Below are 14844 nucleotides of genomic sequence, written 5' to 3' on the forward strand. Positions count from 1 at the left end.
CATGTACGACTTCATCCTCCAAGTTCCGGTCATCGGAATGGAGTGGGAGGCGTTCATCCTGCTGGCCATCACGGCACTGGCCGGCGGCGCCTTTGGCGCGGCTATCGGCGCCCTCCCAGCGTTCATTTTCACCGGATTCGTCGTCTTCCTCGGCGAGGGGCTCGGAATCCTACAGCGTGAACTGGGCGGTGCAGTGAGTGCGATCAACCCCGGCGAACTCGCAGCCGGAGTGACGGGCGTCCTCGGGTTCGGTGCGATTACCGGGCCGCATATCGCCTTCGCCGGCGGTGTCGCCGCCTCTGCGTACGCGGGCAAAAAGTACCCCGAGATGGAGCCTAACGATTGGGACTACCACTTCGGGAAGAACATCCTGTACGCATTCGGGACCAAGCCGGACATCCTCGCAGTGGGGGCGGTGTTCGGCTTCGTTGGGATGCTCATCAGCCAGGTTGGTGCAGCTGTCCTCGCTGTGGGCGGGACGGGCCTGATCGACACGATTGCGATGTCGGTCGTGGCGACGGCGTTCCTCGCCCGAGTGGCCTTCGGCTACCCGCTCGTCGGCCAGGTCAGCGGCTCGAACATCCTCGACATGTCTCCCTTCGAGCGCGAGGAGATGCGGACCGTGACTGACGGGGGCGTCCAGGCAGAGCGGCTGACGACCGAACCGTGGCTCCCTCACCAGTACAAGTGGCCGGGGGTCGCGACGATCGGGCTCGTCGGCGGCGTGCTTGCCGGCTACATCTACATCAAGACGGGGAGCATCTTCCTCGGCTACGCCATCTCGGCGATGAGCCTGCTGTTCCTTCAGTTGGGCGTCGAGAAGATTCCCGTCACCCACCACATCACCCTCATCGGTGCCGTGGGGGCAGTGGTCTTCCTGCCCACCTCGGGTCCAGTCGTCGCGCTGGTCGCTGCCGGCCTCTTCGGTGCCATCAGCGGGCTCCTCGGTGAGGTAACACAGCGGATGTTCTACTCGCACTCGGGAACCCACGTCGACCCGCCCGCGATGGCTATCGCACTCGCGATGCTCGTCGTCGGGATTCTGGCAATCGCAGGGGTGTTACCGAACGCCGGCTACCTCTGACCAGCCGCCCACGTCAGTGGTCCCCCTTCACGGCATGCGGCCGACCGCAGCCGCTCCCCGGTCTGTAGCACCGCCCTCCGACACCCACGGCCTTTTTATCGTGTGCACTGTACCTCCGATAACAATCATAGCGCCATACCATGGACATCGACGCGCGCATTAAACGACGACAACGACGGGACACCGGCCCCCGAATAGTGGAGAACTACGACGCGCTGTCACCCGTCGCCCACACAGATGAACCGTCGAACAGAGGGCCCGCCTTCGAGCGGCTCCTCGACATCCTCGATCCGGTCTTCGACGGCACCCTCCCGCCGAACGCGTACGTACACGGGCCACCTGGGAGCGGCAAGTCCGCTATCGTCATCTCGCTGTTCTCCCACCTTCAGCAACTGTCGACCGAGACACGGTCGGTCATCCACACGAGCACCCGCGCAGCGTCTCCGACCGCGCCTGGCTTCGTCTACGTCGATCTCCGGATGACGACAAGCGAGTTTGCGTTCTACCGAGAGATTCTCGACGCCCTCGTCGAGGACCCGGTGCCGGAACACGGCGTCAGCACGGGCGACCTCCGGAGCCGAATCCACGAGGTGCTCGCCGACTCGCGAACCGGTGTCGTCGTTGCAATCGACCACGTCGGCGAGCCGGACACGACCGACACGGAGACGCTCGTCGACCTCCTGGCCGGGCTTCCAAGCAAGGTGAGCTGGCTGGCCATCGGCCGGGAGACTCCCGAGGCGGTTCCGCTAACCGAGTACACTGCCACATCGGTCCGCATCAACCGATACCAGCGCCAGATGCTTGTCGACGTGCTGATGACCCGGGCATCGGAGGGACTCACACGAGGGGCGCTCGACCACGACCTCGTTCGCGACATCGCTGAGTGGGCCGACGGGAATGCCCACGACGCGCTCGCGGCGCTGTTCGTCGCCGCTGACACCGCCAGGGCAGCGTCCCGAACGCGGCTCACCGACGAGGACGTCGCGACGGCATTCGCGGAGATCCCATGCCCGAGTGTCTCGTTAGGCCGGGTGCTTGCTCTTCCGGCGAACAAGCAACTCGTGTTGCGCGAACTCGTCGATCTCGACGAGACGGACCGCCAATCCGTGACGGCGACCACCGAAGCCATCAGCAGTCGTCCGTCGGTCGACCTCACCCGCGGGACAGTCAAGCGGTTCCTCTACGAGATGGCAGAGGTCGGCGTCGTCGAGCGGGTTCAGTCGACCGACCACGACGGCAAAGGCCGTCCACCGAGTCGCGTCGAACTTCGCTTCCCGCCGACTGCGTTCCGGCGGCTCTACGACCTCCGCCAGTGATTCCGACCAGCCCACCCGACGAGTCGGTCGAATCGGACAGGACGCGGCCCACCGAAATTCGGCGATGAGCGAGCCCACAGTCGCAGACGGCGACAGAGTACAGCTTGCGTACACCGGTCGGTTCGAGGATGGTACCGTGTTCGCTACGTCTGACCCGGCCGTCGCGGCAGCTCACGGACTGGCGGCCTCGGAGGCGGCCTCAGAGGCGACACCTCTCACCTTCCGGGTCGGACACGACGAGGTGATACCGGGGCTCGAGACGGCGGTCATCGGCCTCGAGGTGGGAACGGAGACGACGGTCACCGTTCCACCAGAGGCGGCCTACGGCGCCTACGATCCGGATCGCGTGCGGACATACACGCCCACCGAGTTCGAGGAGATGGTTGGTCGCCCACCGGAGATTGGCGCCCACGTCGAGGCGCAGAATGGGCTCCACGGCGATGTGACGGCCATCACGGACGAGGCCGTCGAGGTCGACTTCAACCACGAACTCGCTGGAAAGACACTCCACGTCGAGCTTGAGGTACTCGACATCAACTGAGACGTGGTGCGCGGGCGCCCACCGCAGCCCGTTGAGGGGGGAGATGTCACGCGTGCTTCTGCCCGACGAAACGCCTGCAAACCACCACAGCGTCGCGGCTCGAGGTCCTCGCCGTGTGTATCCGGAGAGAGGCGGGCCGCAGGATATATTATGCAGTGGTATTAGTTAGTGATATGCCGGAGACACAGCTCCAGCGTGCCCGAGCCGGTGAGGTCACCCCTGCGATGAAGCGGGTCGCCGAGCGAGAACACCGGGACCCCGAATTTGTCCGCGAGCAGGTCGCGTCGGGCCAGGCCGTCATCCCAAACAATCACGCCCACGACACACTGGACCCAATGATCATCGGCCGGGAGTTCGCGACGAAGGTGAACGCGAACATCGGCACGAGCGAGACAACAAGCGACCTCGAGGGCGAACTCGAGAAACTACACACAGCCGTCCACTACGGCGCAGACACCGTAATGGATCTCTCGACGGGTGAGAACCTGGACACGATTCGCGAGGCCAATCTCGCCCACTCGCCGGTGCCTGTCGGGACAGTCCCCATCTACGAGGCAATCAAGCACGTCGCCGAGCCGGCCGACCTCACGCAGGAGTTGCTGCTGGACGTCATCGAAAAACAGGCCCAGCAGGGCGTCGACTACATGACGATTCACGCGGGCATCCTCCTCGAACATCTGCCGCTGACGGACGGCCGCAAGACGGGCATCGTCTCACGAGGCGGCTCTCTGCTCGCCGGCTGGATGGAAGAGCACGCCGCCCAGAATCCGTTGTACAGTGCCTTCGAGGACATCTGCGAGATATTCGCCGAGCACGATGTCACCTTCTCGCTGGGGGACGGCCTCCGGCCAGGCTGTCTGGCCGACGCCGGCGACGAGGCTCAGTTCGCCGAGCTGGAGACGCTGGGCGAACTCACCCGTATCGCCTGGGACCACGACGTGCAGGTGATGGTCGAGGGACCGGGCCACGTCCCGATGGACCAGATTGCCGAAAACGTCGACCGCCAGCAGACACTCTGCGACGGCGCACCGTTCTACGTCCTCGGGCCGCTGGTGACAGACGTGGCGCCGGGCTACGACCACATCACCAGCGCTATCGGCGCGACGGAGGCTGCCCGAGCCGGCGCCGCGATGCTCTGTTATGTGACGCCAAAGGAGCATCTCGGTCTGCCCGAGCAAGCGGACGTCCGCGACGGGCTGGCGGCCTACCGCATCGCTGCTCACGCGGCCGACGTCGCAACCGGGCGCCCGGGCGCTCGCGACTGGGATGACGCACTCTCGGAGGCTCGTTACGAATTCGACTGGCGCCGGCAGTTCGAACTCGCGTTGGACCCCGAGCGAGCCCGCGCGTATCACGACCAGACACTGCCGGGTGACAACTACAAGGAGGCGCGCTTCTGTTCGATGTGTGGCGTAGAGTTTTGCTCGATGCGCATCGACCAGGATGCCCGCGACGGTGACGGCGAGATGGCCGAACTCGACGACCAGACGGACCTCACGGCGTCACCGGCTGCCGAGGTGAACCGCCCGCCGGTGGGCACCCACGACACAGCTGATGTGCCCGACGAGGTGGAGATTGCCGGCGTCACGTTCACGCCTGAGGAGTCACACGCCGACGATTAGTAGGGCCACAGCCGCGTGATACGATCGACGATCTCCGGGTGTGCGTTCCGGAGACTCGAGGGGTCTCGCTCACCGCCCACGTTAATGATGTGGACCTCGCCGCGTCGACCGCCGTAGATATCCTGAAAATCGTACACCGCTCCGACGACGGTCACGTCGTCGGCCACCTCCTCGGCTGTCACCAGCGCCCGCACCTGCTGGTCGACATTGTACTCGACGAGATGGTTGATGGCCGCTGCCCGGTCGAGGTCACTCGGCAGCTGGTCGACACCGGGGGCGAGGTGAGGCCGCAACAGGTTGATACAGTGCTCGATCCCGGGCGGCTGCGCGACATCTGTCTCGGCGGTGAGTGCGTCGTACGTGGCGGTGACGGCGCCACAGCCAGTGTGCCCGACGATGATTGCTGTCTCTGTGCCTGTGTGTTCGAGCGGATAGAGGACGTCTCCAGAGACGGTCTCACCTGTCGCCGTCTGCTGGACGACCCGGTTGCCGATATTGCCGCAGGTGAACAGGCGGCCGGGGGTGTCGTTGTCCCACATTCGATCGTGGAGCACCCGCGAGTCCGAGCAGGAGATAGTGACCGCCTCCGGCTGCTGGCCGGCCTGCAGGTCGTCGAACCGGTCAGCGAACTCGCCGGCGTGAATCTCGTTGCCGGCGAGAAGGTCGACGACAGTGTCAGTAACCATATCGAGGGTACCCAGACCGTGCTGAAGGATGCTCAACCAGCGGCAAATGATGCGTGCTCACCGGGCGGCGTCGTCGTACCCGGCGGTTAACCCGTCCAGCGCGTCATGCCGCTCGGTCGTGTGGGGGGCCGTCAGCGGCGAGACGGAGATGGCACCCTCCATCACGGCCCGGCGGTCGGTCCCTTCCGGATCGGGGACGTCGCCGGCGGCCATCCGCTCCCAGATGCGGTCGACGATGTGGACGGTGTCGCCGTCCCGTTCCGCCCCCATATCGTAGACGTGGCTGGGCCGGGTGACGACCATCGGAGCGGGCTCGTCGCCGGGGACCGGACAGTTGACGTTGAGATAGTCAGCCCGCTCGAAGACCCCCGCGCCGACGGCGTGGTCAGCGAGATAGCGGGTTGCGCGGGCCGCCTCTGCGTAGGCGCCGCCATCCGGCTCGAACTCGGCGAAGTCGAGGTCCTCCGCGGCGGGCACGTACAGCGAGACAGCAATCGCAGGGATATCGAAGAACGCTGCCTCGACAGCCGCCGAGACGGTCCCCGAGCGGCCGAGCACGTACTCACCGAGGTTCGCACCACGGTTACAGCCGGAGACGACCAGATCCGGCGACGTGTCGAGTGCGCCCACAGCCGCAACGATACAATCGGCAGGCGTCCCCTCGACGGCGTAGCCGAGTTCGTGCTCCACGAGGTCGACCTCGTGGCTCACCGCCCGGCCGACCGCCGACTGGTCGTCTGCGGGGGCGACGGCCGTCACGTCGAGGCCGTCGACAGCCGCCAGCGCGTCGTAGAGTACCCCCAACCCCTCGGCGTCGATGCCGTCGTCATTCGTGAGCAGAACATCCATATCGGCGTCAGGGCCGGCCGGCGGATAAGGCTACGTCCCCTCGCCGACTCAAGCGGCCGCCCGGTCGATGAGCGTCTCCTCGTCGACGACGAGATTGTACGACTCCTCATCGTCATTCCACAGCACGAGGACGTTCTCGAACACGAGGAGGTCGCCGTAGTCGGCCCTCTGGAGGTCGGCGTTCAACGGTGACGGCCGTGTGAGGACGGCGTAGTGGTCGACCGACTCGGAGCCGTCGCTCACCTTGAACAGCGGGTTCCCCTCGTCGGCGAGATTCGCCGACAGCTTCACCGCCAACAGGTCCACCCGCTTGGAGACGTGGTGCTCGCTGTCGGCCAGCCGCGCGAATCGGTCTGGCGAGGGGTCGACCGACAGCATCGCGCGGTCGTCGTGGCGAAGCACGCCGAAGGCGTACTGAACGTCGACGTTGCGGAACTCGCCTTCATCACCGGCTGCCTCGTCGAGCACTCGCTGGAACTCGGGTACCATCAGATCTGGCTGCACATCGAACGTCCACCCGCGGTCCGATGGGCGCGCATCCGGCCAGAGCCGGACCTGGGGCCCCCAGACGCCGTAGCCCCGCGCCTCGAGGCGCCGTTCCGTCTCTCGGAGACCGATGGCCGCCTCGCGGTCGGCCGGCGCCACGGCAACCAGTGACCCATCAGCCGCGACGGCATCCATATATCGGTCGGCAACAGCGACCGGGTCGGCAAGTTCCGAGAGCACGTTCGCGAACAGCACGATGTCGAACTCGCCGGCTGGGTCGTGCGCCTGGGCGGTTTCGCGGTGGAGCGTCGGCCGGAACCCCGTGCGGGTCATCTCGGCCAGCGCAGTGAAGATGTCGGCGGCAGCCGACGGCTCGACGGCGTGGTAGTCCACGACTGTCGTGTCGGGCAGCAGGTCATGGACGCCGAGCATCGGTCCGCCCACGCCGGCGCCCACCTCCAGGACGCGCAACCGGCGGGGAAGCAGGTTCCGGCGTGCGAGTCGCGCGAGCACATACTGGGTGACGGCGTAGTTATCCGGAAGATGGTACAGTGCGTAGCCGAGCGCCGTCTCGCGGTCGTACTCAACATCGCTCCCGGCGAAGTAATCGGCCTTCAGTTCACGGATCGCCGCCCGGAGTCGGTCACCCGACTCACCCTCGGGCCAGTCCGGACCGTATTCGTCGACGAGGAGTGCCTCCAGCTCGCGTCCATACGTCTCGGGGAACTGCTCGACACCGTCGAACGCCACGTCTGCAGGTTCGTCCGCGACGGGGACGAACTGGCCGTCGTCGCGCTCTCGGAGGCCCAACTCGACGGCCGACTCGCGGAGCACCTGTCTGACGACCGCCGGATGGGGGCGGCCCTCGACGTACTCCCAGATTTCCTCGGGATCGACCGGCCGGACGCCCCGGAGATAGCGGGCATTGTCGAGGACAGCCTGCCGCTGTGTCTCGTTCACTGGCGGGCCTCCTCGAACAGTGCCGCGAACGCGTCGCCGTCGGCGGCGGCGATGCGGCGGGCCGCCGTGGCCAACTCGTCGGCGCCATCGAACCGCGCCTGTATCTCGCGGTAGACATCGGCCTCGCCGGTCGTCACCGTCTCCACGAGGTCCGCAAGTGGGCCGGAGACGGGTGTATGGAACGGTTCGGCCACCTCCTCGGCGGCCAGTGCGTACGCGAGTACCGCGGCGTGGGTCTTCGCCTGGACCGTCTCCATCGCCTGGTCGTGGTCGGCGGCGGTCGTCTCGTGGAGAGTGTTGCCGGCGGCGACCAGCGCGTCGAGGACGGCGTCAGTCCGCTCACCGGGCGTGTCGGGAACGACGGCGACGGTACCGGGGGCGTTCGCGGGCGCGAACAGCGGGTGAGTCGAGAGTCGTTCGGCATCGGGAAACGCCGCGCGGATGGCAGCAGTCGTGTCCCGCATCTCGCCGGTGACGTCGACGACGGCGTCCGCGCGGCCGGCGTGCTCGCTTGCGGCCGCGTCGACGGCGGACATCGGCACAGCTAACGATAGAAGGTCGTAGTCGCCGCCTGTGTCGACCGCGAGGTCCAGGTCGGCCGCCGCCGCCTGCGCCCGTTCCGGCTCGGCGTCCGCCAGCGCGACGGTGTGACCGGCATCGGCCAGCAGACTGGCCAGCCACCGGCCCATCGCGCCGCTCCCGACGACGAGTACGTGCATGGGTCGGGGTTGGCCGCCGGCCCGCAAAAGAAGTCGGGTTCGCCTCCAGCTAGACGACCAGCTCTTCGGGGTAGTCCGTGTAGTTCTCGTAGCCGTCCTCCCGGACGACAACGATGTCTTCGATGCGGACGCCGCCCACCTCGGGGTCGTATAGCCCGGGTTCGATGGTGACGACCATCCCCCCCTCTAGTTCGTTCTCGGTCGTTGACACCCGGGGGTACTCGTGGATATCGAGGCCGACACCGTGGCCCGTGGAGTGGATGAAGCCCGTCTCCGCCTCCGGGTCGTCCCGGAGGGTGGCCAGTCCGGCTGCCTCGTAGACGTCACAGACAGCGTCGTGGACCTCGCTGCCGGAGATGCCCGCCTCCAACACGTCGAGCGCGGCCGCCTTCGCCTCCTGTGTCAGGTTGTACCATTCGCGGATTGTCTCGGTCGGCTCTCCCTTCACGAACGTGCGTGTCATATCGGCATAATAGCCCGTCTCCTTCGACCGGGGGAAGATATCGACGATGATTGACTCGTCGGCCTGTAACGGCCCGGAGCCGCGGTCGTGAGGGTCAGCGGCGTCCGCACCGCAGGCTACGATGGTCGTGTCGAGCGCGTAGCCGTCCCGCAGCAGCGACACCTCGATTTCTTCTTTCACTCGCTCGCTGGTCAGCGCTGCCCCGTCGTACCGGAGCGTCCCGTCTGGGCCGACATCGGCCGCCGCAAGCAGTTCCTCGGCTGTCCGCATCGCTCGCTCGTTGGCCGCCTGGGCCGCCTGCATATGCTGAATCTCTTCGGGCTGTTTCACCGAGCGGATCTGCTCGATGACACCCTCATTGTCCGCCGTCACGGCGAGGCCCTGCTCGCGGAGGCCGTCCGCGACGCCGACCGGGAACGACTCGGGCACAGCGACCGACTCGGCATCATAGGCGCGACAGAATGCTGCCAGCGTCCGGTGGCCCCCTTCGATGTCGCCGTACTCCTCGGCGTTCGCCTGGGCGTCGTAGTCCTCGCCTCGCTCGACGGTGGCCGCCCGCGCCTCGCGGACCGCCCGCCCGTATTCGAGCGGGCTGACCAACAGGTGGACCTCGCCGTCGTACAGTGTCGTGAACGGGTCAGGGGCGGTAAAGCCGGAGAGATACCGCTGGTTGGCGTCCGACTCATCGGCCTGCACGAGATAGCCGTCAAAGTCGCCCTCGGCGAGATACGTGTCGAGCTGCGAGAAATCGGGGTCCATACGCCGCGTCGGGGCGGCCCGAATAAATGCATACCGCCGCCGCGTCCGGTAGTCTGATTGGTGAGGGGGCGGACCGGGCGGATGTGAACGTCACCGTCACTCCGTCGCGCGTCCGCGGGACTGCCCGGGCGCCTCCGTCGAAGAGTTACACGCACCGCGCCCTGCTCGCAGCCGGCTACGCCGACGGCGCCCGGGTGCGTGCCCCGCTCGACTCTGCGGACACCCGTGCGACGGCCCGTGCCGTCGAGGCGTTCGGCGGGCAGGTCGACCGGACAGACGACGCCTTCGTCGTCGACGGGTTCGACGGACGGCCGGCGACGCCTGCGGACGTCCTCGACTGTGCCAACTCTGGTACGACGATGCGGCTGACGACTGCGACAGCCGCGCTCGGTGAAGGGCTGACGGTGCTGACAGGTGACGCATCGCTTCGCTCCCGGCCGCAGGGGCCGCTGCTGACCGCTATCGAGAGCTTGGGCGGCCGCGCTGACTCGACGCGAGAGAACGGCCAGGCACCGCTCGTCGTTGGCGGGGCGATCGACGGCGGACCAGTGGCCGTGCCCGGCGATGTCTCTTCGCAGTATATCACCGCCCTGCTGATGGCCGGTGCCGTCACCCCGGCGGGCATCGATATCGAGGTGACAACGACGCTGAAGTCGGCGCCGTACGTCGACATCACGCTGGAGGTGCTGGCAGCCTTTGGCGTCGACGCCGAGCAGACGGACGCCGGGTTCCGGGTCGCGGGCGGCCAGACGTATGCTCCGCCCGACGGCGAGTACGCCGTCCCAGGGGACTTCTCGTCGATGTCGTACCTGCTTGCGGCTGGGGCGCTGGCGGCCGACGACGCGCTCACAGTGCGGGGAGCCCGGCCCAGCGCACAAGGCGACGCTGCTATCGTGGACATCCTCGAGTCGATGGGCGCGACGCTGACCTGGGACCGTGCAGCCGGCGAGATACGCGCCGAGCAGTCGGCCCTATCTGGCATCGAGGTGGGCGTGGCTGACACACCAGACCTTCTGCCAACCATCGCCGTCCTCGGGGCGGCCGCCGACGGGACGACCCGAATCACGAACTGCGAGCACGTCCGGTACAAGGAGACAGATCGTGTCGCCGCGATGGCCGAGGAACTGACGACACTGGGGGCGGTCGTCGAGGAGGAGCCGGACACGCTGGTCGTTCACGGTGGCGAGTCGACGCTGACCGGCGGTACGGTATCCGGCCACGCCGACCACCGTATCATCATGTCGCTGGCGGTAGCGGGACTTGTCGCGGACGACCCGGTGACCGTGGAGGGTGCCGACCACGTCGACGTCTCGTTCCCCGGCTTCTTCGACACGCTGCGGGGGCTGGGCGCCGAGCTCGCGTAGCGAGCCGAGAGCCCCCACATCCTCCGCCCTTCAGGCGGGAGGGAGCGTCCGCTCGCTCTGTGTTATTTTCTGCGCCGACATGACACGTAGCGAGCGGAAGCCAACCCCTTCAGGGGTGGGAGGATGTCAAACACATCGCGGCGCAGTGCCGCCTGGCGACTCGTAGTCTGGCAGCGGCACGTACGTCTGGCCACAACCGTTCAAGAGTGGGGCAGGCCACGAGACGACCAACCGCGCCATCTGGTGTGAATCCTCGCCCCGATTGTAACCTTCAAATGGCCACGCGCCCGACCACGTGTAAATGAACGGCAACCGCTTTGGGCGGCTCTTCCAGTTCACGACCTACGGGGAGAGCCACGGGGACGCGATGGGGGTCACCGTCTCCGGGTGTCCGGCCGGCGTCGAGCTCGATGAGGCGACCATCCAGCGAGAACTCGACCGCCGCAAGCCCGGCCAGTCGATGATCACCACCTCGCGGGGCGAACCCGACGAGGTGACAATCAATTCGGGAACGTTGGAGGGGTACACAACAGGCACGCCAATCGGGATGGTCATCCAGAACAAGGACGCCCGTTCGGGGAAATATGAGCCGTTCGTCACCGCGCCTCGGCCGTCGCACGGCGATTACACCTATTCGGCGAAGTTCGGGACGCGCAACTGGGGCGGTGGCGGTCGCTCGTCGGCCCGGGAGACGGTCAACTGGGTTGCTGCCGGCGCCGTTGCGAAGGCCGTCCTCGACCAGTCCGATCACGACGTCCGCATCAAGGCCCATGTCAACCGGATCGGCGACATCGAGGCGCCGCCGGTGAGCTTCGAGGAACTCCTCGAGCAAAGCGAGGAGAACGAGGTGCGGTGTGCCCATCCCGAGACAGCAGACCGGATGCGCGAGGCGATCGACGAGTACCAGCAGGAGGGCGACTCCATCGGCGGCGCCGTTTACTTCGAGGCTCGCGGGGTGCCCCGCGGACTGGGTGCCCCACGCTTCGATTCCTTCCCGGCCCGACTGGGGCAGGCGATGTTTTCGATTCCCGCGACGACGGCCGTCGAGTACGGGCTCGGACGGGAGGCGGCCGCGGTCCGAGGGATCGACCGCAACGAGGACTGGGAGTTCGACGACGGCACGCGCGAGGACGTCGTCAGCGAGGCCGGCGACCCCGTGCCTGTCGGCAACGACCACGGCGGCCTCCAGGGCGGTATCACGACGGGCGAACCCATCTACGGCGAGGTGACCTGGCATGCTCCCACGTCTATCCCCAAGACACAGCAGACGGTCGACTGGGAGACGGGCGAGCGCAAGGAGGCCCAGGTCGTCGGGCGCCACGACCCGTCGCTGCCGCCCCGTGCGGTCCCCGTCGTCGAGGCGATGCTGTACTGTACGGTACTGGACTTTATGCTCCTGGGAGGTCGGATCAATCCTGATCGGCTGGACGACCAGCCCGGGGAATACGACACCGACTACCACCCCACCTCGCCCCGCGAGGACCCCGATGACGCTGAGACGAGTGCAGAAACGCTCGACGAGTAATCACCAGTAGCCGGGATTGTCGAGCCACGCGCTGCCACGGGCGCCCACGCCGATGGCGACCACCAGTGACCCGACGACGAGCAGCACGACGGCGCCTGCAACGGTCCCGTACGGCCCGAGCAGTGTCGTGGCGACCAGTGAGACGAGCGCGCCGACAAGAAATACGACGACACCGGCACCGAGCAGCCCAACCAGCGGCTTGGCTGTGTCCATGTCGGCAGTTCCAGGGCCCGAGATAAAAAGCTCAAGACCACGCCGCGTCTCTCCTCGCGTGTGACCACCATCGCCGTGCTCGTCGACCCGCCTCGTCCCGGTCTCGTCTTTCCGGAGCTGGTTGCGTCGTCACCGCTCGCAGACGACGAGTGTGCCGCCCTGTACGCCGCTGCGGCCCAGGACGTGTGCCGGGCCGCCGTCGACAGCGGCGGTGACCTGCTCGTCAACTATCGACCCGACGATGCGCTTCCCGGGTCGGGTGGAGACGCCGAAGCAGAGGTACGCGAGATGGTCGCACCGGTCGCCGACGACGCCCGCTTCGAGGTGCAGGTCGGCGAGACATTCGCCGGGCGGGCGGGGAATACCGTCACTCATCTGCTCGAGTCGGAAGACGTGCAGTCGGCTGCCGTCACGACGCCCGCGGCGGCGTTTCTCACCCGCCAGCAGGTCGACGAGGCGGCGATGAAGCTCCGGCGCAGCGAGGTCGTTCTCGGACAAACCGTCGACGGCCGGGTCTACTACGCGGGGTTCCGCGAGCCAATCGACTTCGAAGCTGCCTTCAGCACTCCGGCCGTCCAGACGCTGACCAACCGGGCGCTGGATGCGGGCCTCGAAGTCGACTATCTTCCCTACCGGCCGGTCGTCAAGACTGCGACGGACCTCGCAAACGCGCTTGTGGCCGTCCGGACGCGCCAGCGGGCCAACCGTATCGTCCCGACGGCCACCGCCGACCAACTGGAGGCGTTCGGGCTCGTCGTCGAGCAGACAGCAGACGGGTCGCGGCTCGCGCGGTGACCGAAAGAGGAAAACGGCGCCCCCGGCTACCGATGGTCGCGGTGGGATGGCAGAGTGGCCGATTGCGCCGGTCTTGAAAACCGGTACCCGTCCGGGTTCCTGGGTTCGAATCCCAGTCCCACCGTTCGTTTCCAAAATCCTCACACAGCGTCACCGGAGGCTTGTCTCCGAGCAGTCCAACAAGTCACCCAATTAGTGGTGGATCCCTCACCGCACCCTCACTGAGCGAGCGGGGGCATTGCTGTCGAGGGAAGTCGGGTCGGGGAGGTTACAGTGGTAGCGAGGCGAAGGCTCACCCTCGGTAAGGCAGGGAGTGGGTCAGTCCGGGGGGTCGACGGTCTCGATCGTGTCGCGGAGCCATGCGGCCGCCTGCTGGACGGCCGTCGAATCGGTGCCGGTCACCTTCAGCCGATTCGGTGTCTCTGGGTCTGCCGGGTAACTACCCACCTCAACGTCGAACCGCTCGCGGACGGCCACGAGTGTCTCACCCATCGCTCCCTCGGGAGTCGGCGTGTACAGCGTCTCCGAGACGACCTCACCGTCGAATTCGTCGGCGACAAGCCGGAACATCGCCTGCATCTCGTCTGGCACTCCCGGGAGGACGTAGACGCCGTCGACGACACAGCCGGCGGCCCACCCGGCGTCGGTGACGAGTGGGCGAGCGCCGTCGGGGAGGCGAGCGGCAGCGATGAAGTCGAGGTCGAACTCGTACTCGTCGGCGAGGTCGGGGTTCTCCGTGCGGAATTGTTCGGCCTTCGCCTCCAATCCATCACGTATCTCGTCGTAGACGACGAACGCCCGGTCGAGGCCGTCGGCGACGGCGGCCATCGTCACGTCGTCGGGCGTCCCGCCGAGCCCGCCAGTAACGATTACCGCATCGTAGCGGGCGGCGTAGGCCGCCACCCGGTCGGCGATGATCTCGTGATCGTCGGGGACGGTGAGAATCCGCCGGACAGTCGCGCCGCGGTCTGTCACCTGTTCGGCCAGCCAGGCTGCATTCGTGTTCACCGTGTCGCCCGCCAGCACCTCGTCGCCGACGGTCAGCAATGCCACGTCCATACGTGTCCGAGCGGCGGCGGCCTCAAAACCGGTCTGGTCGGCCGCCGGAAACGTGAACGCTTATGCGCGCGCTGGCCCGACGCTGGGTATGGACTGGCCGCACGACCCCGACGGCGAGGAGGGCAGCGAGGGGATGCGCAAGTACGGACATGCAGTCATCGTCAAGAAGGTCGACGAGGAGGAGTCGTTCCCCTTAGAGAAGGCGGCATTCGTCGAGGAGTACGGCGACCATCCCGTGCGGATGGACCACGAGACGGTCGTCTCTGTTGCGGATGTGTTCGAGTACGTCGACGACGAGGAATTCGAGGATATTCTCGCGTTCCACCGCGCGGTCGGCGACGGGCTCCGCGCGTCTCCCTACTGGCAGTACAACCCGCAGGTCGGCGAAGAGCGCTCCGCCTGA

Annotated in this window: 15 protein-coding genes and 1 tRNA gene; 9 read left to right on the forward strand and 7 right to left on the reverse strand. The window is 66.9% G+C overall.

Annotated elements, in window-relative coordinates; all coding sequences use genetic code 11:
• The first annotated feature begins 1 nt into the window (after position 1).
• From ABEJ63_RS08765 to thiC, 4 genes are all read left to right on the forward strand, one after another.
• Positions 2 to 1084, forward strand: coding sequence for a hypothetical protein (locus ABEJ63_RS08765; protein WP_375795986.1), 1083 nt, complete (start codon positions 2 to 4; stop codon positions 1082 to 1084).
• A 140-nt stretch (positions 1085 to 1224) separates the two neighbouring features.
• A complete protein-coding gene (locus ABEJ63_RS08770; protein WP_375795987.1) occupies positions 1225 to 2400 on the forward strand; it encodes a Cdc6/Cdc18 family protein in 1176 nt (391 codons plus the stop codon).
• A 64-nt stretch (positions 2401 to 2464) separates the two neighbouring features.
• The gene (locus tag ABEJ63_RS08775) at positions 2465 to 2941 is read left to right on the forward strand and encodes a peptidylprolyl isomerase (RefSeq protein WP_375795988.1); all 477 of its coding nucleotides are present in this window, start codon (positions 2465 to 2467) and stop codon (positions 2939 to 2941) included.
• Positions 2942 to 3165: 224 nt separating this feature from the next.
• Complete coding sequence (gene thiC, locus ABEJ63_RS08780) at positions 3166 to 4563, forward strand: phosphomethylpyrimidine synthase ThiC (RefSeq protein ID WP_375796154.1); 1398 nt, start codon at positions 3166 to 3168, stop codon at positions 4561 to 4563.
• Here thiC and ABEJ63_RS08785 read toward each other — a convergent pair.
• Genes ABEJ63_RS08785 through ABEJ63_RS08805 form a run of 5 tightly spaced genes read right to left on the reverse strand, consistent with a single transcriptional unit; the run spans position 4560 to position 9485 of the window.
• Positions 4560 to 5249: a carbonic anhydrase gene (locus ABEJ63_RS08785; protein ID WP_375795989.1), complete on the reverse strand. Its 690-nt coding sequence runs from the start codon at positions 5247 to 5249 to the stop codon at positions 4560 to 4562. The genes thiC and ABEJ63_RS08785 overlap by 4 nt on opposite strands.
• A 57-nt stretch (positions 5250 to 5306) precedes the next feature.
• Positions 5307 to 6098: a 5'/3'-nucleotidase SurE gene (surE, locus tag ABEJ63_RS08790; protein WP_375795990.1), complete on the reverse strand. Its 792-nt coding sequence runs from the start codon at positions 6096 to 6098 to the stop codon at positions 5307 to 5309.
• 48 nt (positions 6099 to 6146) lie between these two features.
• On the reverse strand, positions 6147 to 7544 hold the full coding sequence (locus ABEJ63_RS08795; RefSeq protein ID WP_375795991.1) for a methyltransferase domain-containing protein: 1398 nt from the start codon (positions 7542 to 7544) through the stop codon (positions 6147 to 6149).
• A complete protein-coding gene (locus tag ABEJ63_RS08800; RefSeq protein WP_375795992.1) occupies positions 7541 to 8263 on the reverse strand; it encodes a 3-hydroxyacyl-CoA dehydrogenase NAD-binding domain-containing protein in 723 nt (240 codons plus the stop codon). The genes ABEJ63_RS08795 and ABEJ63_RS08800 overlap by 4 nt, the downstream gene beginning before the upstream one ends.
• Positions 8264 to 8312: 49 nt before the next feature.
• Positions 8313 to 9485, reverse strand: a complete 1173-nt coding sequence (locus tag ABEJ63_RS08805) for a M24 family metallopeptidase (RefSeq protein WP_375795993.1) — start codon at positions 9483 to 9485, stop codon at positions 8313 to 8315.
• Between the two features lie 83 nt (positions 9486 to 9568).
• Between ABEJ63_RS08805 and aroA the strand changes: the two genes are divergently transcribed.
• Positions 9569 to 10849, forward strand: a complete 1281-nt coding sequence (gene aroA, locus ABEJ63_RS08810) for a 3-phosphoshikimate 1-carboxyvinyltransferase (RefSeq protein WP_375796155.1) — start codon at positions 9569 to 9571, stop codon at positions 10847 to 10849.
• Positions 10850 to 11150: 301 nt separating this feature from the next.
• The gene (gene aroC / locus ABEJ63_RS08815) at positions 11151 to 12374 is read left to right on the forward strand and encodes a chorismate synthase (protein ID WP_375795994.1); all 1224 of its coding nucleotides are present in this window, start codon (positions 11151 to 11153) and stop codon (positions 12372 to 12374) included.
• Here aroC and ABEJ63_RS08820 read toward each other — a convergent pair whose 3' ends face one another.
• Positions 12375 to 12587 carry a hypothetical protein gene (locus tag ABEJ63_RS08820; RefSeq protein ID WP_375795995.1) on the reverse strand — a complete coding sequence of 71 codons (213 nt, stop codon included), beginning with the start codon at positions 12585 to 12587 and terminating at the stop codon, positions 12375 to 12377.
• A gap of 60 nt (positions 12588 to 12647) precedes the next feature.
• Between ABEJ63_RS08820 and ABEJ63_RS08825 the strand changes: the two genes are divergently transcribed.
• Together ABEJ63_RS08825 and ABEJ63_RS08830 are read left to right on the forward strand one after the other, a co-directional pair.
• On the forward strand, positions 12648 to 13382 hold the full coding sequence (locus tag ABEJ63_RS08825) for a hypothetical protein (protein ID WP_375795996.1): 735 nt from the start codon (positions 12648 to 12650) through the stop codon (positions 13380 to 13382).
• A 40-nt stretch (positions 13383 to 13422) separates the two neighbouring features.
• Positions 13423 to 13506, forward strand: a tRNA-Ser gene (locus ABEJ63_RS08830).
• Positions 13507 to 13700: 194 nt separating this feature from the next.
• On the opposite strand, the gene ABEJ63_RS08835 is transcribed toward ABEJ63_RS08830, so the two are convergent.
• Positions 13701 to 14441 (reverse strand): competence/damage-inducible protein A, encoded by a 741-nt coding sequence (locus tag ABEJ63_RS08835; RefSeq protein ID WP_375795997.1) that lies wholly within the window; start codon positions 14439 to 14441, stop codon positions 13701 to 13703.
• Between the two features lie 88 nt (positions 14442 to 14529).
• Here ABEJ63_RS08835 and ABEJ63_RS08840 point away from each other — a divergent pair, with 88 nt between their 5' ends.
• Positions 14530 to 14844 carry a DUF5785 family protein gene (locus ABEJ63_RS08840; protein WP_375795998.1) on the forward strand — a complete coding sequence of 105 codons (315 nt, stop codon included), beginning with the start codon at positions 14530 to 14532 and terminating at the stop codon, positions 14842 to 14844.

The sequence above is a fragment of the Halosegnis sp. genome, assembly GCF_042216475.1.
In the GTDB taxonomy this organism is placed as follows: Archaea; Halobacteriota; Halobacteria; order Halobacteriales; family Haloarculaceae; genus Halosegnis.

Coding starts and splice junctions, on each gene's coding strand:
- ABEJ63_RS08765 (WP_375795986.1), top strand. CDS start 2: ATGTACGACTTCATCCTCCAAGTTCCGGTCATCGGAATGGAGTGGGAG.
- ABEJ63_RS08770 (WP_375795987.1), top strand. CDS start 1,225: ATGGACATCGACGCGCGCATTAAACGACGACAACGACGGGACACCGGC.
- ABEJ63_RS08775 (WP_375795988.1), top strand. CDS start 2,465: ATGAGCGAGCCCACAGTCGCAGACGGCGACAGAGTACAGCTTGCGTAC.
- thiC (WP_375796154.1), top strand. CDS start 3,166: ATGAAGCGGGTCGCCGAGCGAGAACACCGGGACCCCGAATTTGTCCGC.
- ABEJ63_RS08785 (WP_375795989.1), bottom strand. CDS start 5,249: ATGGTTACTGACACTGTCGTCGACCTTCTCGCCGGCAACGAGATTCAC.
- surE (WP_375795990.1), bottom strand. CDS start 6,098: ATGGATGTTCTGCTCACGAATGACGACGGCATCGACGCCGAGGGGTTG.
- ABEJ63_RS08800 (WP_375795992.1), bottom strand. CDS start 8,263: ATGCACGTACTCGTCGTCGGGAGCGGCGCGATGGGCCGGTGGCTGGCC.
- ABEJ63_RS08805 (WP_375795993.1), bottom strand. CDS start 9,485: ATGGACCCCGATTTCTCGCAGCTCGACACGTATCTCGCCGAGGGCGAC.
- aroC (WP_375795994.1), top strand. CDS start 11,151: ATGAACGGCAACCGCTTTGGGCGGCTCTTCCAGTTCACGACCTACGGG.
- ABEJ63_RS08820 (WP_375795995.1), bottom strand. CDS start 12,587: ATGGACACAGCCAAGCCGCTGGTTGGGCTGCTCGGTGCCGGTGTCGTC.
- ABEJ63_RS08835 (WP_375795997.1), bottom strand. CDS start 14,441: ATGGACGTGGCATTGCTGACCGTCGGCGACGAGGTGCTGGCGGGCGAC.
- ABEJ63_RS08840 (WP_375795998.1), top strand. CDS start 14,530: ATGGACTGGCCGCACGACCCCGACGGCGAGGAGGGCAGCGAGGGGATG.